Origin of the sequence: Anatilimnocola floriformis (assembly GCF_024256385.1) — a bacterium.
Classification (GTDB): Bacteria; Planctomycetota; Planctomycetia; order Pirellulales; family Pirellulaceae; genus Anatilimnocola; species Anatilimnocola floriformis.
Window position 1 is genome coordinate 366,475 of record NZ_JAMLFW010000001.1, and the last position, 21,131, is coordinate 387,605.

General features: G+C 59.2%; 17 protein-coding genes. 8 read left to right on the forward strand and 9 right to left on the reverse strand.

Features of this window, described 5'->3' with window-relative positions:
* Positions 1-110 precede the first annotated feature (110 nt).
* Positions 111-764 (reverse strand): 3-keto-disaccharide hydrolase, encoded by a 654-nt coding sequence (locus M9Q49_RS01465; protein WP_254506848.1) that lies wholly within the window; start codon positions 762-764, stop codon positions 111-113.
* A 272-nt stretch (positions 765-1,036) separates the two neighbouring features.
* Between M9Q49_RS01465 and M9Q49_RS01470 the strand changes: the two genes are divergently transcribed.
* Positions 1,037-3,178, forward strand: coding sequence for a hypothetical protein (locus M9Q49_RS01470; RefSeq protein WP_254506850.1), 2,142 nt, complete (start codon positions 1,037-1,039; stop codon positions 3,176-3,178).
* Between the two features lie 187 nt (positions 3,179-3,365).
* Here M9Q49_RS01470 and M9Q49_RS01475 read toward each other — a convergent pair whose 3' ends face one another.
* Entirely contained in the window at positions 3,366-3,953 is a 588-nt protein-coding gene (locus M9Q49_RS01475; RefSeq protein WP_254506852.1) for a TetR/AcrR family transcriptional regulator, read from the reverse strand.
* 12 nt (positions 3,954-3,965) lie between these two features.
* Positions 3,966-4,088 (reverse strand): hypothetical protein, encoded by a 123-nt coding sequence (locus tag M9Q49_RS35315; RefSeq protein ID WP_261365013.1) that lies wholly within the window; start codon positions 4,086-4,088, stop codon positions 3,966-3,968.
* A gap of 100 nt (positions 4,089-4,188) precedes the next feature.
* On the opposite strand from M9Q49_RS35315, the gene M9Q49_RS01480 reads away from it, so the two are divergent.
* Positions 4,189-4,947, forward strand: coding sequence for an isocitrate lyase/PEP mutase family protein (locus tag M9Q49_RS01480; protein ID WP_254506854.1), 759 nt, complete (start codon positions 4,189-4,191; stop codon positions 4,945-4,947).
* A gap of 48 nt (positions 4,948-4,995) precedes the next feature.
* Here the strand turns inward: M9Q49_RS01480 and M9Q49_RS01485 are convergent, their stop codons facing one another.
* Entirely contained in the window at positions 4,996-5,670 is a 675-nt protein-coding gene (locus tag M9Q49_RS01485; RefSeq protein ID WP_254506856.1) for an ATP-grasp domain-containing protein, read from the reverse strand.
* A 473-nt stretch (positions 5,671-6,143) separates the two neighbouring features.
* Here M9Q49_RS01485 and M9Q49_RS01490 point away from each other — a divergent pair, with 473 nt between their 5' ends.
* Complete coding sequence (locus tag M9Q49_RS01490) at positions 6,144-6,776, forward strand: LITAF-like zinc ribbon domain-containing protein (protein WP_254506858.1); 633 nt, start codon at positions 6,144-6,146, stop codon at positions 6,774-6,776.
* 135 nt (positions 6,777-6,911) lie between these two features.
* On the opposite strand, the gene mutL is transcribed toward M9Q49_RS01490, so the two are convergent.
* On the reverse strand, positions 6,912-8,873 hold the full coding sequence (gene mutL / locus M9Q49_RS01495; protein ID WP_254506860.1) for a DNA mismatch repair endonuclease MutL: 1,962 nt from the start codon (positions 8,871-8,873) through the stop codon (positions 6,912-6,914).
* 200 nt (positions 8,874-9,073) lie between these two features.
* Positions 9,074-10,537, reverse strand: a complete 1,464-nt coding sequence (locus tag M9Q49_RS01500) for a sigma-54-dependent transcriptional regulator (protein WP_254506862.1) — start codon at positions 10,535-10,537, stop codon at positions 9,074-9,076.
* Between the two features lie 162 nt (positions 10,538-10,699).
* Between M9Q49_RS01500 and M9Q49_RS01505 the strand changes: the two genes are divergently transcribed.
* Positions 10,700-12,175, forward strand: a complete 1,476-nt coding sequence (locus M9Q49_RS01505; protein ID WP_254506864.1) for a caspase family protein — start codon at positions 10,700-10,702, stop codon at positions 12,173-12,175.
* 171 nt (positions 12,176-12,346) lie between these two features.
* Positions 12,347-13,453 carry a hypothetical protein gene (locus M9Q49_RS01510; RefSeq protein WP_254506866.1) on the forward strand — a complete coding sequence of 369 codons (1,107 nt, stop codon included), beginning with the start codon at positions 12,347-12,349 and terminating at the stop codon, positions 13,451-13,453.
* Positions 13,454-13,459: 6 nt separating this feature from the next.
* On the opposite strand, the gene M9Q49_RS01515 is transcribed toward M9Q49_RS01510, so the two are convergent.
* Entirely contained in the window at positions 13,460-14,536 is a 1,077-nt protein-coding gene (locus tag M9Q49_RS01515) for a mannose-1-phosphate guanylyltransferase (RefSeq protein WP_254506868.1), read from the reverse strand.
* Between the two features lie 163 nt (positions 14,537-14,699).
* A complete protein-coding gene (locus M9Q49_RS01520) occupies positions 14,700-16,154 on the reverse strand; it encodes a UTP--glucose-1-phosphate uridylyltransferase (RefSeq protein ID WP_254506870.1) in 1,455 nt (484 codons plus the stop codon).
* Positions 16,155-16,363: 209 nt separating this feature from the next.
* On the opposite strand from M9Q49_RS01520, the gene M9Q49_RS01525 reads away from it, so the two are divergent.
* The 3 genes from M9Q49_RS01525 to M9Q49_RS01535 all read left to right on the forward strand — a co-directional run bounded on the left by M9Q49_RS01525 (position 16,364) and on the right by M9Q49_RS01535 (position 19,701).
* Complete coding sequence (locus tag M9Q49_RS01525) at positions 16,364-17,371, forward strand: hypothetical protein (RefSeq protein WP_254506872.1); 1,008 nt, start codon at positions 16,364-16,366, stop codon at positions 17,369-17,371.
* A 103-nt stretch (positions 17,372-17,474) separates the two neighbouring features.
* The gene (locus tag M9Q49_RS01530) at positions 17,475-18,173 is read left to right on the forward strand and encodes a pirin family protein (protein WP_254506874.1); all 699 of its coding nucleotides are present in this window, start codon (positions 17,475-17,477) and stop codon (positions 18,171-18,173) included.
* 340 nt (positions 18,174-18,513) lie between these two features.
* The gene (locus M9Q49_RS01535) at positions 18,514-19,701 is read left to right on the forward strand and encodes a tetratricopeptide repeat protein (protein ID WP_254506876.1); all 1,188 of its coding nucleotides are present in this window, start codon (positions 18,514-18,516) and stop codon (positions 19,699-19,701) included.
* 10 nt (positions 19,702-19,711) lie between these two features.
* On the opposite strand, the gene M9Q49_RS01540 is transcribed toward M9Q49_RS01535, so the two are convergent.
* Complete coding sequence (locus M9Q49_RS01540) at positions 19,712-20,995, reverse strand: hypothetical protein (RefSeq protein WP_254506878.1); 1,284 nt, start codon at positions 20,993-20,995, stop codon at positions 19,712-19,714.
* Positions 20,996-21,131 lie beyond the last annotated feature (136 nt).

Genomic DNA, 21,131 nt, shown 5'->3' on the forward strand with positions numbered 1-21,131 from the left:
ATGTGTGTTATACACTTGTCCACTAATTGGGCAAGTCTATTTTTCTCAGCAGATGCCAGAATACGCGCTATGCCAACTGCGACGCTTGAGGGGCTATTTTCCGTCGCCAACTACGGCAACCGTCGCACGCGGATCTCTTTGAAGTACCAAACGCTCTTCGCATCGTGGGCTTGCAGCGCGATGCCGTTGCCATCGGCGGCGAAGCGCCGGCCTGCCCGTTCCTTGGGGCGTTCAACATCGGCGGGCTCGGTGTAGTCGACCAGTTCCTTGCCGTTGACGGCGATGGTGATTCGCTTGTCGCGCACGACCACCTTCGTCGTGAACCACTCCGTTTCGTCCACTGGCGACTCGTCGCGATCGACGATGGCATACAGGCTGCCGGTCTTCCGCTTCTCTTTCGCCGAGCTATTGAGCTGCACTTCATATCCCTGGGCCAGGTGCAGCTGAGCATCGCGTGTGCTCATATCGGTATGCACAAAAATCCCGCCGTTCGAGTCCGGCTCGGCCCGCGCGACCACTTCGAGTTCAAAATTCTTAAACCGCTCGAGTTCTTTCTTCTCGGCATCGACCACAAACAGGTGCGCGCTCGTCTTGCCACTGGCCTGCACCCGCAACACACCATCGACCACCTTAAACGACTCCGGATCATTGTTGGCCCGCCACCCGGTCAAATCCTTGCCATTGAACAGGGCCCGCCACTCCTCGGCCCCGCACGGCAAGCCCATCGCGAGCAGCATGAAAAACGCCAGCATCAACTTCTGCATTGCAGTGTCTCCGAGAAATGAGTCGCCGGCTCTGGGGAGGTGCACGGCGTGTACTCACCCGTGTCTGTGTAAGCCATTTTCGCGCGCCGTGGGCGCCGCGCACGGCCGCATCCAGTTGATCCCTCACTACCCTGGCAAAGGCAAGCAGAACTCAACTCAAGGCTGCCACACGCGGCGCAGCGACGTTACCTCAGAAGGGCACGAGTTCTAGCTGCACTCCCTCAACTGCATCTCGCGAGAATAGCCGACGAAGACACGGGTGAGTACACGCCGTGCCACCCAAAGCTGTAATGGCGTACCATAATTGGGTTCCAGAACCCGTCGAGCGTAAACAGGATGTAACCGGCAATCCCTATCAGGAGCCAGGTATGCGCCAGTCTTCAGTCCTTGCGATGCTGATCTTTGTCTTTGCATGGCAACCATTTGTGCGAGGCGATGAAGAGGATGCGCGGCAAGCCAGCCTGCAAAGCATCCAGCATAAGTTTATGTCGCGCGAAGATGAAAGCGCGCTCCAAGAAGGCGAGAAACTATTGAAGCAAGGAGGCGATGTGAAGGCCCTCGTTGCTGATCTGAAGCGTCGCCAGGCAGCAGGGACGCTCGGAAAGAAGCCGACAAAGTCGCTCCCTAAGGGCTTTCAAACCTGGGAACTCGAGAAGCGAATCCAATACTTGATCGACAGCTTGGATGAAGTCGATGTGGTGCAGTTTTCTTTTCCGGGGCATGTGGAGTTGACGGAGGATTATCGCGTAGCCGAGTTGGTACGCATTGGTGATCCAGCCGTGGAGGCCCTGATCACGGTTCTGGAAAGGGATCAGCGCCTCACGCGGTCCATTCACTTCTGGCGGCCGTGGGTCTCGGGCACAGTGCTGAGCACACGCGAAGCCGCCGTGCACGCGCTGCAACGGATTCTGCAGATGAGGCTTTTCGAAACGCATTCCACTGGAGACAACTTTACCGCCCAAGGAGATGGCGCCAGTAGCCGCGTGGCTAAACGGTTGCGAGCCTATTGGCAGGAAAATGGGAAGCGAGCGATTGACGAGCGGATGATGCTGGTGCTGACCGACAAGAAAGCGTCCACCAGTTTACGCAGAGAAGCCGCGTATAATCTCGCTTACTTTGACTCTGGCTTAGAGTTCGGCTGGCGTTATCTAAATCCGTACGAAAAGGAACGCGAAGCGAAAAATCCCGTCCTGACCAAGTTTCGCGATCCGACAGTCGCTGAAGCAATCGTAGCGGCAATGGATGACGAAATTGCAGACAACGGCGACGCCGCAGAAGAGTACGTTGGCGACCTGCTCGTATTGAACGACCGCCGGATTGCCCCGCAATTAGCAGAGCGGGCCACGGCTGCGAAGTCGGCGCGGATGCGGCGGAACTGGGCGTTTACGGCACATCGATTGGGTGAGTCGGCGCCCCTGCGAGAATACGCGGCCGAATTTCGTCTCGGCAAGATCCCGCTTCCGCCAGATGAACCCAATCTCAATCCGCAGCCAGCAGTGCGGGAACTGGATACGATCGTGCACTTCCTGTCGCTCGCCGAAATCCCGGAGACAGAGGCGGCGCTCCAGTCGCTTTGTGACGTGAACCACCCGTACCACGCCCTGGTGAAGCGTGCGGTGATTGAGACCAGCCCTAGTATGTGGAGCGACTCTCCGCGCTGGTTCGAACGACCTTATTTTCTGTCAATCTTGCGCCAAGAGCTGAACAATGAACTGCTTACGGAAGGATCGTTCTCGATCAGCGGCGACGATTTGCACTGGAAAAAGAAAGGGAGTTCCAGCTCCGAACCTGTCCCCGTTTTTCTCCAAAAAGCAGGCTATCTCTACCATGCTCCCGAGCGTCACTTGGATTTGGCAGCCAAAAAATTGAATGAGCTAGTGCTCGGCTTGCCCCTCTGCCACCCCTTATTGAAAGACAACGATGCAAGGCTCGCTGGCATGAAAGAAGTCTTGGATAGATTCGCGGGGCGATATCGGCGGTTGAATAATCATGAGGCAAGAATTCTTGGTGCCCGTCGCGCGCGACCCTTCGCACCGAATATCAAACCCCTCGATCATGCAGCCTCTGCCGACGATGTGAAGCGCGGCCTCGCTCTGTTTGAGTTGGACGGGAAAGGGTCGACCATTAAAACGGAACTTCCGTTGTTCGGGGAATTCAAAGCGGAGTTTTTGGAAACCGAGTTGGGAGCCAAAGAATCTGAGTTCGGCGATCCGCTTCGCGTCCTCATCCTCCAAGCTGAAAAGAATGGGAAGGGCGAAGTGGTGTACGGCGTGATCCTGCCGCACGCAATTCGAGAGATCCCTGCCGCAAAGTTCTCGAGTGTGAAAACACTGGCCACCATCACCAAGGAAGAAGAACTAGAACGAGAAAAATGGCGATTGGAAAGGGAACGCTTGAAAGCCGAGGAGGAATAGTCGACGGCAATCTCGAGTTCGCCTCCTACGACAATTACCTCGAACTCAACTCAATGCTGCCGCGCGCGGCGCAGCGACGTTACCTCAGAAGGGCACGAGTTCCAACTGCACTCTCTCAACTGCATCTCGCGAGAATAGCCGACGACGACACGGGTGAGTACACGCCGTGCCACCCAAGCAGAAAGCTTTAGCTCTGCGACTGCGCTACGATCAACGCGTTTGAGGCGTGCTGCAGGAGCGAGCGCGTTTCGCCCGGTTCATACATGGGGGTGCTGACGAAGGCGCCGTTGAGGAGGACTGCCAATTGGCCAGCGACTTCGTTCGGCTCGGCGCAACCGAGTCGTTCGGCCAGCGCTTTCAAACGCCGGCGCAGTTCTCGTTTGTGCGCTTGCGCGACCAGGCGGGCGGGGTGATCGATCTGCGGAAACTCAGCCGCGATGTTGAGCTGAGGACAGCCGCGGTAATCCAACTTTTCGACGCGGTCGGCAATCCAATCGACGTGGGCCTGCAGTTCGCCGCGGGCGTCGTCTGGGTGCTGGGCCGCGACCGTGTCCCACGTCTTCCAAAACTCGCGATCCATGTGCTCGAGGAACGCGACCACCAAATCGTCCTTGGTCCGAAAGTGCCGATACAAACTCGTCTTGGCCACGCCCGCTTGCTGCACGACCAGATCGACACCGACGGCCCGGATGCCCTGCTGATAAAACAGTTCCGTCGCTGTGGCGAGGATTCGCTCGCGAACTTCATTGGTGGTAGGCGGATTGTCTTTCGGCATGGCTCGTCAATCTCAGGCTTTACGCAGCACGGATTTAGGGAGGACGAGGCTCACGCCGAGCCGCACCGGTGGATCGTTCGCCGCCCGGCAACCGCTGACTCGTGACCACGGCTCGGCGGGAGTCTCGTCTCCCATTGAGAGATTCTACCGCGCTGCCACTTGTCTGGATACAGACAAGTCTGTATCGTTAAAAACAGACAGGTCTGTATCGATCTTTAAGGCCGGAGGCTTTACGATGAATCAGCACGAAAAAGCAGCTCATTTCGCCACTCTGCACGCTCGCGGCAATCCCGTGATCCTCTTCAACGCCTGGGATGCCGGCTCGGCGAAAGCGGTCGCTGCGGCGGGTGCCCAAGCGATCGCCACGAGCAGTTGGGCGGTGGCTGAAGCTCAGGGCTATCGCGACGGTGAGTCGATTCCGTTCGCACTCTTGTCGCAGATTGTGGCCCGCATCACGGCGACGACCGAGCTGCCGGTCACGGTTGATTTCGAGGGAGGCTACAGCGACAACGACGAAACGCTGGCCGGCCATATTTCGCAGCTGCTCGAAATGGGGATCGTCGGCATCAACTTCGAAGACCGCGTGGTGCAAGGGAAGGGGCTGGTGTCGCTCGAGCGTCAGTCGCAACGCATCGCCGTCATCCGGGCAGCCGCCGACAAGCGAAACGTCCCCCTCTTCATCAACGCCCGCTCCGACGTCTTCTTCGGCGAGCAAGGCGAAGCCGGCGGCACGGTCGCCGCGGCCCTGCAGCGCGCCAAATCCTACGCCGCAGCCGGTGCCTCAGGACTATTCCTTCCCGGCTTGAAAACCGAATCGTCCATCGCCGAAATCTGCACCGCTGCGCCGTTGCCGATCAACATCCTCATGACCGATGCCACGCCGACGAGTACCACTCTCGCGAAGCTTGGCGTTGCACGCATCAGCTATGGAGCGTCGCCATACGTCCAGCAACTCGCTGCGTTGCAAACTGCGGCGCGTACGGTGTATGCGTGAGCGACACGCCGCGCCACCCAGCAGACGCAGTGTGTTCGCCCGAAGGGCTCACGATTCGCGTTCCTGAAACTCCGAAATCGCTTCTACCAAGCGTTGTACATCGGAGAGGTAAAAGCGGCTGCCGTTAAAGCAGTTGGCTTCGACGATTTTCCATTCACCTTGGCAGCGGCAAATGTCCAGAGCAAAGACGGGTGCTGGCGAGAAGCAGGCTACGGCATTTTCGACGATTTCAATGGCCTCTCTAGGCACATCGCGTGTAGCCGACGGGCGATACATGCTGCCGGTGATAACACGACCCTCAACCACAAACAGACGCCATTCCGCATCAATCTCACTGGGCCTTGCGACCACGACTTCGGTTCCAACAACTGGCCATCCACGCTGCTGCCAGTGTTGAAAAAGAGCCAGGGCCTGACCAAAAGTCTGCACGCCGCCAGTGAATTGCTTGAGATCATCGTTGGGTTTGAGAAAGAACAGTTCTGCCTCGGTATGAGCCTCCGCAATAAACTTTTCCCAAGTGGTGATGCGGGCGGCAGCATTCAACACACGATCGCCCCAACCCTCAACATAAGCGCGGTGGCAAAAGTGCGCTGGCTCGAAAAAAATGCGGCGCCGCCAAACAGGACTTTCCAGCGCTCGCAAGATTAGCGTCGTCCTGCCATGCAACACCAGTGGTCCGCTCACTGGCGGCATTGCCGGCAACTCCTTCGCTCCGGCGATCACGGCGATTTCGTAAAACGGATAACCACCCGTCGCGCAAGCCTGTCGCAACAACCCCGGCGACGGCGAATCATCGACGACATTGGTCTGCACGATCCAAGACGTCCGCATGTGCAATGTCTTTCTCGCTTCCGTCGCGACTGCTCGTCCCCGCAGCTTTGGGTGGCATGGCCAAGTTAGCCGCAACTCAACTCAAATTCACCTGCCCGCGCAGCTCAGCCTTACCTCAGAACGGCGCGCACACCACCAAACGTTGCACTTTACCCACGCCCGAAAATGTCGACCAGACATGGGTAGAACCCATGCCACCCCGCCAATTAACAACACCAGCTACGGAGGCCTTTATTTTGAGAGTGACTAAAGCAGCAGTGAGTAGTGGCCGACGTGACTTGCCAAAACTATGTGATTTGATGAGCGGCTTAGCGTATACTCTCAAGGCTTGAGCCGGAGTCGAGAAGTGTACGTCGAGAGTTTTCATGCCAACTATTGCCTGCCCCAACTGCTCGAAATCATTACAATCGGACAAATTAACTCATGGCAAGAAGGCAAAGTGCCCTTATTGCCAAGATATCTTCGTGGTGATGCTAACGCAGGAGGCCGGCCTGCCGTCATATCCATCCTCGATGCCGCCGCCATTACCTCCAGCACTGCCTGCTCCACCTCCCCCGCAGAGGCCGCAGGCCATTGAGACCTTTGCCTGCCCGCACTGCGCGACGCCGATTACTGGCGCCGGAATCGCGCCCGGCACGCTCGCACAATGCCCGAGTTGCCACGGGCAATTCACAATGCCGGGACAGGCCGGATTTTCCGCACAAGGATTTGCCGCGCAGAGCTATCCTGCACCGAGCTACGCAGCACAGGTTTTTCCGGAACAGAGTTATCCGGCTTCAGGTTTTCCCGCCCCTACCATGACATTGACGACGCGGGGGAAATTCTCGTGTCCGTTCTGTCACACGACCGTGCCGCCACGGGTTAACAAAAGAATCTCAACCGCAGGCTGGGTGGTATTCGTTGTTTTGCTGCTCTTCTGTCTTATCCTAGCGCCGATCGCACTATTTATTACAGAAGACTATCGATCGTGCAGTTCATGCGGCATTAAGCTCGGATAACGCCGGTGTGTTTAGCTAAAGCAAGTCCGCAACCTGCGAGCCAACCTTGTTTTCGCTCTGCCCGAAGCATGGCTTCAGGCTACGCGGATCCTGCTTTCCTCTCGCCTCGCGCACCCCGCACCTCGCCTCTCCGACTTACGTCCTCTTAAATCGCCGATCGAGTTCCTCGCGCGTAAAGACCAGCGCGGTCGGTCGGCCGTGCGGGCAGTGGTGGGTGTCGGCGTAGTGCTCGCGCTGTTCGAGGAGGGCGGTGATTTCTTCCGGGGCGAGGCGGTCGCCGGCTTTGATGGCCGCTTTGCAGGCGATCATGTTGAGGAGGTCGTTCAGCAGGTCGCGGCGGTCGGGGCTTTTGCCGCCGCTGACGATTTGGTCGACGACCTGGCGGAGCATTTCGGCAGGGCCCAGGTTGGCGAGCATCGCGGGATAGCTGCTGAGGAGGACCGTGTCGCCGCCGAAGGGTTCCACTTCCATGCCGAGCTGGGAGAGGATGGCTTTGTTTTCGAGGGCGGCGGCGACCTCGTTGGGAGGGAGCGTGACCGGCTCGGGAACGAGCAGCCGTTGGCATTCGAGCTTGCCGCTCATCACCTTGGCCCGGACTTGTTCGTACAAGATCCGCTCGTGCAGGGCGTGCTGATCGATGACACACATCCCCTCGTCGGTTTGGGTGACGAGGTAGCGATTGTGGATTTGAAAACCGAGATGGCTGATGCTGGGTGCAGCGACAAAGGCCGGCGCGGGGCGCTGTGGCGAGTGGCCCAACGGTTGCGGCAGCGTCGTTGGTTCGTTGCCGGCGGCGGGCCAACTCCGATCGAGGGCATTGAGCTGCAACTCGGGCGAAGTTCGTTCGTACTGCAGATCGAGCGAGCCTTGGGCTTCGTCGTCGAGCACGGCGGTGCTCGTGGTAGTCGGCTGCAGGTTCGCGGCGCTGGCATCGAGAGCGCCTTTGGCCCAGTCGACCAGTTCGCGGCGATGTTGATCGAGGGCCGCTGGATTGAGGCCGACCGCGAGGGCGTCTTGATCTTCGCTGCTGCCGCTGCGGACCTTGGCAGTGAGGTCGGTGGCGAGGAAGCGTTTGCGGATCGAGCCCAGGACGAGCGAGTAAATGCGGCCGCTGTCTTGAAAGCGGACCTCGAGTTTCGTTGGATGAACGTTCACATCGACGCTATCGGCCGGCATGTTCAGGCGGAGAAAGCCGATGGGGAACCGGCCATGCAGGAGCAGGCCGCGAAAGGATTCGCCGAGGGCGTGCTGCAGCGAACGATCGCGAATGTGCCGACCGTTGAGAAAGATGTACTGCATCCGGTTGTTCGACCGGCTGAACTGCGGATCGCAGACGAAGCCGTCGAGCTGCACCGCCCCATCGGTGCTGCTGACCGCGATCAAACCCCGTTCGAGATCTCGGCCACAGAGGGCGGCGATCCGCTCGCGCCAATCAGCCACCGGCGGCAAATCGAACAGCGTGCGGTCGTTGTGCCGCAGCGTGAAGTGAACCCGCTCGTGCGCGAGCGCGATGCGAGTGAAGGCTTCGCTGCAATGACCGATTTCGGTTTGCGAAGCCCGCATGAACTTGCGGCGGACCGGCGTATTGAAAAACAAATTGCGAATTTCCAGCATCGTGCCCGGCGCCGCGCCGCAGGGAGTCAGCGGCGAACTTTTGCCGCCGATGACTTCGAGCTCGTGCGCTTGCTCGCTGTCGTGCGGCCGACTGCGGAGGCGAAGATGACTGACCTCCGCAATCGAGGCCAACGCTTCACCACGGAAACCGAACGTGCCGACGCTGAACAGATCATCGGCGTCGTGAATCTTGCTCGTCGCATGACTGGCGAGAGCCAGCGGCATTTGTTCCGGCGACAGGCCGCAGCCGTTGTCGGTGACGCGAATCAGATCGAGGCCGCCTTGGCCCAGCGAGACATCGATCCGTGTGCTGCCGGCATCGAGGGCGTTTTCGAGAAGCTCTTTGACGACGCTGGCCGGTCGCTCGATGACTTCGCCCGCGGCGATCTTGTTGATGACGCTTTGGGGAAGTTGGCGGATGATGCGAGGGGAGGCAGGTCGCGGATCAGAGGTCGGGAGTCGAGTGTCGAATAGTTGCGTCATATGCTTCTTCCTGAAATCCGACTCCTGAATCTCGAATGCGAAGTAGCCGCGACTTCTGCCGCTTCGACCCCTCACCCCAACCCTCTCCCCGCAGCGGGGCGAGGGAGCATTACCAATGCAATTTCCTTCTGCCTCTACCCCAGCCCCCAGTTCCTAGCCCCCAGTTCCTAGCCCCCAGTTCCTAGCCCCCAGCCCCCGCCTCACTCTTCCGTCGCCAACTCCTGCTTGCCGCCGTCGTCGCCCGACTGGTATTTCTCTAGCTTGCGATAGAGCGTGCGGGCGCCGATATCGAGGATGCGGGCGGCTTCTTCGCGGTTGCCGCTGGTGAGGGTCAGCGTTTGCTCGATGGCCCAGCGTTCGATGTCGTCCATCGTTTTGCCGACCAGCTCGAGTGGGCCGCCACCGGCGATGTTCGCCGTGGCTGCCGGCGTGAACGATTCATCCATCAGCTCGGGTGGCAGGTCATCGACATCGAGAATGCCGTCCTGATCGAGCACGACCATCGCGTCGATGGCATTGCGGAGCTGACGGACGTTGCCGGGCCAGTCGTAGGCGTAGAGACGTTTGGTCGCAGCCGGCGAAACGCTTTTGATCGTCTTGTGATGGCGGCGAGCAAACTGCCGGCGGAAGTGATCGGTGAGCGGCACGATGTCTTCGCGGCGCTCGCGCAGTGGCGGCAAGTGGATCGTGACGACCTTGAGGCGGAAGTAAAGATCGTTGCGGAACGTGCCGGCTTTGATGGCATCTTCCAGGCTGCGATTGGTGGCGGAAACCATCCGCACGTTGACCTTGGTCGTCTTGTTATCGCCGACGCGCGTGATCAAACCATCTTCCAGCACGCGGAGCAATTTGATCTGCGTCGGCAACGGCATGTCGCCGATTTCATCGAGGAACAGGGTTCCGCCGTTGGCGTATTCGAATGCGCCCTGGCGATCGGCAACGGCGTCGGTGTAAGCACCTTTCACATGGCCGAAGAGTTCACTCTCGACCAGGTTCTCGGCCACGGCGGCGCAGTTGAGGGCGACGATCCGTTTCCCTTTGCGCGGGCTGTTTTGATGCAAGGCTTGGGCGATGACTTCCTTGCCCGTGCCGCTTTCGCCGGTGATCAGGACGCTGGCGTCGGTCGGGGCGATCCGCTTCAGGCGGTCGATGACCTGCTTCATCTTGTCGCTGGCGTAGATGATCCCCTCGAAGCCGAACTTTTCGTCGAGGCGGCCCTGCAGCTCGGTGTTCTGCTGCTTGAGGCGGACGGACTCGACGGCCTTCTCGACCACGGCTCGCAGTTTGTTCGGCGTGATCGGCTTTTCGAGAAAATTGAACGCGCCGTGCTGCATCGCTTCCACGGCCCGGCTGATGGTCGCATGGCCAGTGACCATGATGACCTGCGCGTCGGGCAAGGCTTGGCGGGCGCGGTTCAGAATTTCCATGCCGTCGACGTCGTTCATCATCAGGTCGGTGACGATGATGTCGAAATTATCGGTCTCGATCTTGCGCGCCCCTTCCTGGCCGGAAGTGGCGACGGTGCAGGGATGCCCAACCTTGGTCAGGCTCTCTTCCATCGTGTAGGCGAGGGCTTGATCGTTGTCGACAATCAGCACGCGCAGCGGCGGCCCAGCCGGCTCGGCGGCATCAGAAATTCGGTCGGGATTTTTCTCATCCTTCATCTGTTCGATGATAGCGAAAAGGGACCACGGTCGCGAGGAGGCAGAGTCGCCTTTCACTCCGTAAAAGGATGCGTCTTTCTGCTGTCGCTGCTTGTGGAACGTCGTTCGGCAATTTCACCGCCATAAGACGCGCCCTTTCGCGGAGCGAAAGGCGACTATGGTATGCTGAGCCGCGTGAATATCGCCATCCTCATCGCCGTTGAACAACACGCCGAACCGCAGTTCCCTGCGCGGCAATTTGCTGCTGCCGATGTGCGTGGAATGAGCGCAGTGCTCGTCGCGCTCGGTTATGTGGAGCTCGATCAGGTCGTGCTGATCGACGGCCAAGCCACGAAGACGATCATCGAATCGAAAATTCGCCGGACGATTCGTTCGCTGAGCGCGGAAGATACGCTGCTGGTTTATGTTGCGGCGCATGGTTTTGCCGAACGCGGAAAGAATTACCTGATCGGCCACGATACGCAAGCTGCCGACGCGACAGCCACGAGCATCGCGTGGTCGACGGTCCTCACGCAACTCCGCGATGCCGACTGCGAACGCGTGTTGCTCTTCGTCGATTCTTGCAGCCAGCGCGTGCGCGAAGCCTTGCCGGATTACGACTCGCTGAATCACGAAGAGTTCGAACAATTTGTCGAAGATGACACCCGGCGAGTTTGTTTTCTCTCATGCGGCCCGGATGAAACTTCCTGGACCGCGCTGAAGCTGCAGCACGGCGCGTGGGCGAGCCAGATTCTCGCGGCTTGCTCGGGAACCGCCAGCAGCGCGCTCGTGAATAAAGAACTGTTGACGGCAAGTTCGCTGCAGAAGTTTTTAGAAACTTCACTGCCGCGCGTGCTGCAGAAATCGTCAAGCGAAAAACGAACCCAAACGCCGATTTGTTTTGCGCCGTCGCAGGAGATTTTGCTGGCCGATCTGTCCGATGTCTTGGCCGAGCGAAAATCGGCAGGCAAGCCGCGGCCTGAAGATGTGTTGCAGGTCACGCTGCTGCGCGAGCAGGTCGAGAGCATCCGCAGTCTGGCCGGTTTCAAGAAGACCGACAAAGTGCCGACCGCGGTCAATAGCTACGCCAGGTCGCTCGTCGCCGATCTTGGCTCCGGGCCGATCGCTGCCGATGTGGAAGAGGTCCGCGAAGCCCTCCGCAAGCATTTTTCGTTCAAGCGAAAGGATCTCGACTCGGCAGCGCCGGGCGACGGCACGGGGAGCATTCTCACGCCGTACTTCGTTTACTCTGTCACCGTCACACTCAACCCAGCCAACCCTGCCGAGATCATCTGGCGGCGAACGATCAGCGACATTCGCGAGCCCGACCAGGTCCTGTCGCCAGCGTTTGAAAACGTCTTTCCGAAAACCTTCAGCACCGTCGAATTCCAACCGCCGCAGCCAATCGACCTCGCCACGTTCATCGACGAACTCGAAGACTCTGACGACGATCGCGTGAAACTCAACTACGATCCAGCCACCACCTGGTGCCGCCTGAGCATGCCGGGATTGATCGGCCAGGTGGAAGTCACGCAGAACCGCTTCGCACTGTTGCAACTCAGCCCCACTTCGCCCGGCAAGCTGCTGGAATCGTTTTTCAAGATCCAAGCGATGCTGGTGCAGGAGCTGGAGATTAAAGCGATTGGATTTGGGAAGTGAGACGCGACAGCAAGTAATGGATTTGAGCGTCACAGATCATCGGCGGTAACTGGCTGCTGTGTTTTTTTCTCAAATCTCGAAAAAATCTTCTCCTCGCGCGCAAAACCACTCACCGAACGGGCTCCAAACTCCTGGAAGCGACATTTCGCCGCTGTTTTTGGGAGAGTCGTCATGCCCGCCGTACGTCCGCGTGGTCCCTGGTTTCATCGATTCCTGGTCTGGTTCTTCACGATCGTCCTGGTCGTGTTGACCTATTGGACGCTCAGTTTTCTGCTCGATGACATCGGCGAATTTGCTCCGCCTGATTACCAGACCATTCGCCTGAAGCACGTGCCCGCCGAGGTGAACTTAGAGATCACCAATCTCACTTCGCGGCAGACCACGCTCGAGCGAAAGGCCCGGCGGCTGCGGGAGCAGCAATCGCTGCTGCGCGAAGGGACCGAAAATTATCAGCGGACAATGCGACAGATGGCCGAGCTCGAGTCGCTGCGGCTGCAGAAGGGAGAGAAGCCGACGGAGGAACAAACGGCTGCCGTGGCCCAGGCCGAGCAGCAGTTCTTGAAGAATCAACGCGAGTACCAGCAAAAGACCGAGGAACTCGCACTGCTGGCCGAGCAGGAGGAAGTGGTGCGAGTGGAGCTTGAGCCGGTACAGCGACGCCTGGCCGCGGCGGAAACCGCGGCCCAGAATGCGTATGCTGCCGCCTTCGAGATGTGGCAATGGCAAACGGCAGCCGTAAAGGTCGGCATGCTGGTGCCCCTGATGGTGATCGCGGGCTGGCTGTTCCGGCGGTTCCGCAACAGCGTTTATGCGCCGCTGGTCTACGCCTTCGGCATCGCTGTGGGTGGTAAAGTACTGGTCACGGTACACGCTTATTTTCCGGAGATTTATTTCAAGTACCTGATCATCGGCACTTCGCTCGCGCTCACCATTTGGCTGCTGGCGAAGTTGCTGCGGATGATCGCTCGGCCTCAAACGGCATGGCTGCTGAAGCAATATCGCGAAGCCTACGAATCGTTCCTCTGCCCGGTCTGCGATTTTCCGATTCGCCGCGGCCCGATGAAATTTTTGTCGTGGACGAAGAACACGATCAAGCGCCTGCCGCTGCCGAATATGACGGTGACGAACGAGCCGGAAACGGCGTACACCTGCCCGATGTGCGCGACGCAGTTGTACGAAGAATGTGGGCATTGCCACGGCATTCGCACGTCGCTGCTGCCGGCCTGTTCGCACTGCGGCGATACGCGGCCGGTGGGAGAATCGCCAGCCAATGCTTAAGTCGGGCTATAAAAACTCTCGCCAACCGCGCGTTTCGAGTTCCTTGACGACTTCGCGAATGGCTTCCTCTTCGCTCTTTTGCGCGACCAGGGTGGCATCGGGAGTGTGAACGACGACGCAGTCCTTCAAGCCGAGTGTGACGACGAGATGATCGTCACTGCCGCGGACGATGGTTCCCGTCGTACGAATGCCGACGTGCTTCGCCGCTTGTACGGTGTTGCCGCTGGCATCGACACCCGCCGTGCGCGAGATCGCTTGCCAACTGCCGACGTCATCCCAAGTAAACGGCGCTTTGACGACGGCGATGTTGGCGTAGTGTTCCATCACCGCGAAGTCGATGCTCTTGCCGCGGATCTCGCTGAACTCGCGATCGAAGACTTCGTTGAAATTCGGCTGCCCCCAAGCCGCGGCGATTTTTTGCAGATGCTCCATCATCGTCGGTTCGTACTTCGTCAGCGCATCGACGATCGTCTTTGCCTTCCACACAAAGATGCCGCTGTTCCACAGAAAATTGCCGGCTTGCACGTATTCTTCGGCGACACTCCGCGCCGGTTTCTCGCGAAAGCGCGTCGCTTTGAAAGCGCCGCTGTTACCGGCAATCGCCTGGCCGCATTCGATGTAACCGAATACTTCGGCAGGATAGGTCGGCTTGATGCCAAAGGTCACGATGCGAGTCGGATCGCTTTCGACGAGCGCGACCGCTTCTTGCAGCGCGCCGCGAAACGCTTCTGGCGGCGAGATTAAATGGTCGGCCGGCATGACGGCCATCGTGGCATCGGGATCGTTCAAACCAACGAGGAGTGCAGCCAAGCCGACGCAAGGCGCGGTGTCGCGCTTGCAAGGTTCGCCGAGGATGCGAGCGACGTCGAGTTGCGGCAATTGTGTCGCCATTGGTTCGACGAGACGGCGATTGGTGACGATGAGCAGTCGCTCGGCGGGAACGAGGCCCTCGAGGCGCGCGACGGTTTGCTGGATCATCGTCTGTCCGCCGACGAGATCGAGCAACTGCTTCGGACTCGCGGCCCGGCTGAGAGGCCAAAAACGGGTGCCGGCGCCGCCGGCCATAATCACTGCATGCAGCATGAGAAGTCTTTCTGTGCCTGATTGGGGACGGCGAGGCTCCCGCCGAGCCGCGCCGGTCGAAGGCAGCGCCAACGGCCAGTGCCTGCCACCGCGGCGGCTCGGCGGGAGCCTCGCCCTCCCAGTAACGGGGTTGCCCGCGCCCGGAGTTATCGTAGCGAATCTGTTACGATGCGGGTCCGTTGGGAGTGAAATACGTCGCTTGAGTAACGCTGGTTCCCGGTGGCAACTTCGCGGCGAGTTCATCCGCCGAGGTGGCGAACAGCGGATTAATCTCCACCGGCACGTCGTCCGCAATCTGCACACCAGCGGCCCGCAGCCAACGGCGATGGAGCGCCTGAATCGCTTGTTTGGCAAGGCGCGGATTGTCGGTCGCTTCGGCATCGGAGTTTTTCACCGGCGCGAAAGCGAGCGCCGGATCGGCTTCGACGACGAGGGCCCGCTCGGCGACTTGCAGCAGATCGAAAATGAAACGCTCGAAGCGAAACGCATTTGGCTTGTAGGCTTCGATTCGCTCACCGCGCTCGTTGAGGTGCGGCGTCTTTTTGTGAGCAATGTGAAACGGCAACGCATCGGCCTGGCTGGCGGCTCGTTCGAGCAACTCGCGGTCGAAGACATGCACGGCCAGGCTGCCGGCCCAGAATTTCAACGAACCATCCGGCAATGTTTCCTGAGCATTCGCTTCCGGCAGATCGCTGTATTCGATCATCTGCACTTTGTTGTCAGCCGATACGAGCACGCCGACACGTTCGGATGGCCGGCGTTTCTTCACAACCTGCGTGGTCAGCTCCGACCGCGAAAGCATGTGGCTGCCGAGCAGGAGCGGATCGCAGACTTGCAGCAGCGGATTATCGATTTGGCCGTAGAACAACAAGTCGATGCCGCGCTCGCGGCAATCGGCCAGGCAACCGCTCTTTTCAAACGCTCGTAGCATTCCGCCGTGGCCATCGGGCGCGAGAACGAGTTCTCCCTTCGACGCCAACAGAATTTTGTTCCAACCATCATCCACGGCGAACATCGACGACTGGCTGAAAAACTTCACGTCTTCCTTCGGCAGCCCGAAGTAATTGTGAGCAGTGAGAAACTCGCGAGTCTGCACATCAGTGGCCGAACTCGTCATCACATATAGCGGAATCGCCGTTTGATACTTCTTTCGCACCGCGAGGAGCGATTCGATCAGCACTTGAAAGAGCGGCCGCTGCGACAAGGGCCCGATCGGGAACATTCCCTTCGGCCCATCACAGCCGAGTCGCGTTCCCAAGCCACCGGCAACCAGGATCATGCCGACTTTGTGTTCACGCAGTAGTTGCTCACCGCGCTGCACGGCAGCTTCGGTCGAAAAATCAACGCCGCTGCCATCGAGTCGCAGCGCCGGCGGCGAACTGGCTCGCGCCGCGAGCGCCGCCCAGTGAGCGCGATGATCGGCGACTCTGCCGGGCTCGGTGGCGCCGAATTGTTTCTTCAACGCGGCAAACAATTCGAGATCGAGATTCTCGATCTGGGCCGCGAGTCGCTCGCGCTCGGCAGGCGTCAGTTCGTCCCAGTGTTGCAGCAGGTGCTGCTGACCGGCGGATTCCAATTTGCGTGAAAGTTGCTCGTGAGTTGCGTGCCGATCGACCATCATTGCCTCAAAAAAACCAGCCCTGGACCCAGGCGTATGCCAGCCAGCTAAGGAGCGGAAACAGCACGAAGATGGCCCCGTACGTGAAAATCGTCGTCCAAATGTGTCGCGGCCAGCGTGCCATGCTGCAAAACTCCGAACCTGCGTCGCAAATCTCTTGCCATAATAGAGAGTACTCGAAAAATGAGAAACCGGGTCAGGAGACAGCTATGTCGCTCCGCACGCTCTTCGGAATGTTTACGCTTCTGCTCGCGACAGCCATTGTCGTTACGCGATCTGCTCGCAGTGAGGAGGACAAACCGCAAATCGCGGAGCTCGAACTCACCGCGAACTCGAAGCTGATTTTCGCCGACGAAAAGGCAGGTCGTGAAATACTGACAGCCGACGACGATTTTTCGCGGCGGCTGAGTCGCTTCGATCTGCAATCGCGATTGAAATCCGATCGCGAAGTGACGCGCGACGATTGGCGCAAACAAATCGCCGAGCAAGTCACGGCTTGGCCGGCGGAAGAAAAGGAACGAATCAAAAAAGCGGTCGACTCGCTGCGGCCGAAGCTCGCTGCCTTTCGGTTGCCGTTGCCGAAAGCGGTGCTGCTGATCCGCACGACCGGTCAGGAAGAAGCGGAAGCGGCTTACACGCGGGCCAACGCAATCGCGCTCCCCGCCGCGAAGTTGCGGCATCCTCAGGGAGCGCTCGAAGCACTCCTAGCGCACGAACTCTTTCACGTGATGAGCCGTCACGACGCCACCGTGCGGGCCGCGCTTTACAAGATCGTCGGCTTTTCGCTCGGCGACGAAGTTCAACTGCCGAAGTCGCTCGATGATCGGCGCATCACCAACCCCGACGCGCCGAAAGTCGATTGCTACATCACGCTGAAGAACGACAATCAAGAAGTGACCGCCGTGCCGCTGCTCTACGCGACGCCCGAGCAGTACGTCGCCAAAACGGGCCGGCAGTTTTTCGATTACATCACGTTTCGCCTGCTCGTGGTCGACAAGGTGAACGGCAAATGGCAGCCGCGGATGAAAGATCAACAGCCTGTGGTGCTCGATCCGAAGAAGGTCGAGCATTTTTACGATCAGGTCGGGAAGAATACGACTTACATCTGGCATCCCGATGAGATTCTCGCCGACAACTTTGTGCACCTCGTCAACAAGCGGCAAAAGCTCGAGACGCCGCGAGTGACCGAAGCGATGGCAGAAGTGTTGAAACCGTAAAGTTGAAGAGCACGCACGTATTAAGTGGCTCTTGCTGTAAGAATACCGCCCCGCGCCGGTATATCCTCCGTCCAGTTTTCTTTGTTGTTTGGGAGGAAAGATCATGTTGCGAATTCGCCATGCTGCCGATCGGGGGCACTTCAATCACGGTTGGCTCGATACTTTTCACACGTTTTCGTTCAGCGAATATTACGATCCTGCCCACACGCAGTTTCGTTCGCTGCGGGTGATGAATGAGGATCGCGTTGCGGCTGGCCAGGGCTTTGGCATGCATGGCCATCGCGACATGGAGATCCTCACGTTTGTCCTCCGCGGTGCGCTGCAGCACAAAGACAGTCTGGGGAACGGCGAAGTTCTTCGGCCTGGCGAAGTGCAACAGATGACTGCCGGTTCGGGCATTCGGCATAGCGAGTTCAATCCGTCCGATTCGGAAGAGGTTCACCTGTATCAGGTGTGGCTGCTGCCGGAAAAGAACGGGCTGCCACCAGGCTATGCTCAGAAGAAGTTCGACGAGGCAGGGCGCGACAATCAGTGGCAAACCTCGGCGTCGCACGACGGCCGCGATGGTTCGCTCGTTATCCACCAGGATGCGACGATCTCGCGGGCTTCGCTGGCGACGGGCAAGTCACTTGATTACGCGCTCGATCCGCGCCGGCATGCCTGGCTGCAGATCCTGGCGGGCGATGTGACGGTCGCAGGTAATCACCTGCATGCAGGTGACGGCCTTGCGGTGAGCGACGAAGCGGCGCTGACGGTGCAAGCCGACAGCAATGCGGATCTGTTGCTGTTCGACATGGCGTGAGTCGAAGGGTTGCGTCGGTCGTAGGCCGGACGATTGGTCCGGCCTGGGGCTTTAGAACGACTCGCTAGTAATTGCCGATTGCAATTTGAATCGCCTTGGTACCCGATTCTTGGACGGACCAATGGTCCGATCTTACTAGTTGCGAGTTAGAACCCGCATTTTCGCTAGCAATGCAGGTGATTCACCCCGGCACGTTGCACAAAGTCGGAACGTTCGACTTTAGCGAATGAACTCGCCGCGACGATGACACGTATGGAACGCGCGGTCCGCTGCGCACTCTTCGTATCCGCAGCATTCCGACATGCTTGCACGCCGGAACGCACGCACAAGGAGGTGCCCCATGAAGGTTCATCTGATCAACGTTCATTCCCTGCGGTTTGCTGCCGTGGCGGTGCTGGCGTGTTCCTTGATGACCGGCTGCAAATCCCCTTGGGGTTGGTGGGGCAGCGGCAGCAGCAACTCGATGTACGGCAGCGCGACGCCGGACGTGAGCAAGCAAAAATACGACGGCTTGTCGCAAGACTTCTCGGGTGGCGGCGGCAGCGCTTATAAGGCGCCCGGCGCGGCCAGCGAGAACGCCGTGACTTCGACCTGGAAGAAATCAACGGCTGCCGTTGGCTCCGCCTTCGCCTGGCAGAGCAAAACGGAAAAGCCCGACGATCCCACGTCGCTCGATAGCAAACCAAAGACGATGGGCCCCGATGTCTTTATCGCGGCCGGTCGGATGTACGAAACTCAAGGCAAGTTCCCTGAAGCGCTCGGCCAGTACGAAAAGGCCCTCAAAGCCAAGCCGAACGATCTGGCTTCGCTGGTGAGCATCGCCCGCTTGCACGATCGCCAGGGAAATTTCCCGAAGGCCATCGAAGCCTATAACAAGGCCGCTGCGGCTCATCCGACCAGCGCGCTCGTGCAGAACGACATCGGCCTGTGCTACGCTCGCAACAAAGACAACAAGCAAGCGGCCACCGCGCTGCTGCACGCCTGCAATCTCGCGCCGAAGAATCCCAAGTATCGCAACAACCTGGCCACGATCCTGGTGGAAAACGGCCAAACCGAAGAAGCGTTGCGTCACCTGCAAGCTCTCAATTCGCCCGGCCGCGCGCACTACAACCTGGCCTTCATGTTGACCGCTCGCGGCAAGCAAGCCGAAGCGGCGCAGCAGCTGCAACTCGCGCTGCAAGCCGAACCTCAGCTGGGTGAAGCTCGCGAGCTCCTCGCACAAGTGACCGGCCAGCAACGGCAAATGCAGCAACCGCAATATCCACAGATGGCTGCCGTGCCGCAACACGGCCCGGTGTCGACGTTCCAAGCCAGCCCGCCGCAACGTACCAACGTGCCGCAGGGCAATGTGTTCCAACCGGTTTCGCAAACGTCGACGGGCCCGGTAGAAATCGTCTTTCCAACGGCACCAGCCAATGGTCAGCAGCCGGCCGCGCCACAAGTAACCATTCCGGCGAGCACAGAAGAGACGACCTTCAAGATCGGCGACGATGAATCGCCGCAGTTGCTGCCGCCCGTTCGCGAATAGTTGGCAGCACTTAGAAGAGTTGCGGACCGAATGTCGATCCGGTGCGGAAGTACGATTCTTCGAGAGTCATGCCCGGTTGCGGGTCGGTGATCCGCGCCGGCCCAAACACGGGACCATTCGATGTTGGCAGTTGCACGCTGACCACATCTTCGTCGATCGGGCCCAGAAAAACGGTGCCGTTGTCGTACACGCCTTGCGGCGCGAGATAATTCAGCCCGGGTAGATTGGCCAATCGATTGAGATCGCTCATGCCGATCCAAGCCCTGCCGCCGCCATACTTCACCGAAGACCAGGTGACTTCGACGCCGCGCCGGATCAACCGGTCGATTACTTGGCCCATGCCAGGCTTATAGCTGAGCGCCACTTCGACTCGCCCTTGGGCATCGACGCGCCGCCTGACCGAGTCGCCAGGCACTCGAAATTCCAACGCTTGACCCGGCTGCGCTTCGCCGCGATCGAGTAGCTCTTGGTAGTAATTCAGAATAGGCAAAACTTCGAGCACGCGCGTGGTCATCGCAGGATCGCTGCGCCAATCGGCGGGAATATTGTCGACATCTTGATCAGTGCCTAGATCAATTGTCAGTTTGCCCGCCACGGCCAATCGGCCGATCTCGAAGGAGTTTTTCGAGCGGTAGGGCACTTCGATGTAGCTGTCGTCACCAGCGCCCATCTGCACGTGGGCATCGCCGCTCACTTTGGCATAGGGCGAGACTTGGTCGTCGCCATCGCCGGTATCGATGAAGAGATCGCCGCGCACCGGAAGCGGCCGGAGGGGAATTTCTTGTATAGAAAAACCGACCGCCACAGATGATTCTTCGTTACCTAAGAGCACGATCTCGTCGTTGCCCCCACCGGTGCGGATCGACAGCCCAGCCTTCAGGCCTCCCTCGACCCTCACGACGTCGTCTCCATCACCGAGGTCGATGTCGATGGCCGTGTAATCGTCGAAGTAGTAAACCCTGTTATTATCGATGCCTGCCCTGACCTGCAGGGTTGTCGGCATCGCTCCTAGGGAGTTGATGAAATAATTCACGGAGCTACCGTAGATCGAAACCCAGTGATTCCCGGATCCGCCGCGAATGGTGATCACGCCGTTGATGTTCTCAACCGTGGCGTCTGCATAGGGGAACTGGACAGCGGCAGCGGTTGCCACGACCTCCTCTGCAGCGGCATCGACACGGCCCACGCGCTCGGGGCCGATGTCCTGAGGCAGCAGGCAATCGGCCAGAGTGGCCATCTGCTCGCGGCGTTCCAGTTGTTCTAAATGGCAACGAACAGTTTGCCGGGGTAACATCACGCGACTCGGGAGAAGAGGCTGCGAGGCGAAAATTTCACAGGAGCATCCGGACAGTATTGTAATCTTGCAGTGCGACGCCTCAAGCAATTTGAATGACGCCCTACCACGATTCAGCGAAAAATCACGCCGAAAA

Coding starts and splice junctions, on each gene's coding strand:
- M9Q49_RS01465 (WP_254506848.1), bottom strand. CDS start 764: ATGCAGAAGTTGATGCTGGCGTTTTTCATGCTGCTCGCGATGGGCTTG.
- M9Q49_RS01475 (WP_254506852.1), bottom strand. CDS start 3,953: ATGCCGAAAGACAATCCGCCTACCACCAATGAAGTTCGCGAGCGAATC.
- M9Q49_RS35315 (WP_261365013.1), bottom strand. CDS start 4,088: ATGGGAGACGAGACTCCCGCCGAGCCGTGGTCACGAGTCAGCGGTTGC.
- M9Q49_RS01480 (WP_254506854.1), top strand. CDS start 4,189: ATGAATCAGCACGAAAAAGCAGCTCATTTCGCCACTCTGCACGCTCGC.
- M9Q49_RS01490 (WP_254506858.1), top strand. CDS start 6,144: ATGCCAACTATTGCCTGCCCCAACTGCTCGAAATCATTACAATCGGAC.
- mutL (WP_254506860.1), bottom strand. CDS start 8,873: ATGACGCAACTATTCGACACTCGACTCCCGACCTCTGATCCGCGACCT.
- M9Q49_RS01500 (WP_254506862.1), bottom strand. CDS start 10,537: ATGAAGGATGAGAAAAATCCCGACCGAATTTCTGATGCCGCCGAGCCG.
- M9Q49_RS01505 (WP_254506864.1), top strand. CDS start 10,700: ATGCTGAGCCGCGTGAATATCGCCATCCTCATCGCCGTTGAACAACAC.
- M9Q49_RS01510 (WP_254506866.1), top strand. CDS start 12,347: ATGCCCGCCGTACGTCCGCGTGGTCCCTGGTTTCATCGATTCCTGGTC.
- M9Q49_RS01515 (WP_254506868.1), bottom strand. CDS start 14,536: ATGCTGCATGCAGTGATTATGGCCGGCGGCGCCGGCACCCGTTTTTGG.
- M9Q49_RS01520 (WP_254506870.1), bottom strand. CDS start 16,154: ATGGTCGATCGGCACGCAACTCACGAGCAACTTTCACGCAAATTGGAA.
- M9Q49_RS01525 (WP_254506872.1), top strand. CDS start 16,364: ATGTCGCTCCGCACGCTCTTCGGAATGTTTACGCTTCTGCTCGCGACA.
- M9Q49_RS01530 (WP_254506874.1), top strand. CDS start 17,475: ATGTTGCGAATTCGCCATGCTGCCGATCGGGGGCACTTCAATCACGGT.
- M9Q49_RS01535 (WP_254506876.1), top strand. CDS start 18,514: ATGAAGGTTCATCTGATCAACGTTCATTCCCTGCGGTTTGCTGCCGTG.
- M9Q49_RS01540 (WP_254506878.1), bottom strand. CDS start 20,995: ATGTTACCCCGGCAAACTGTTCGTTGCCATTTAGAACAACTGGAACGC.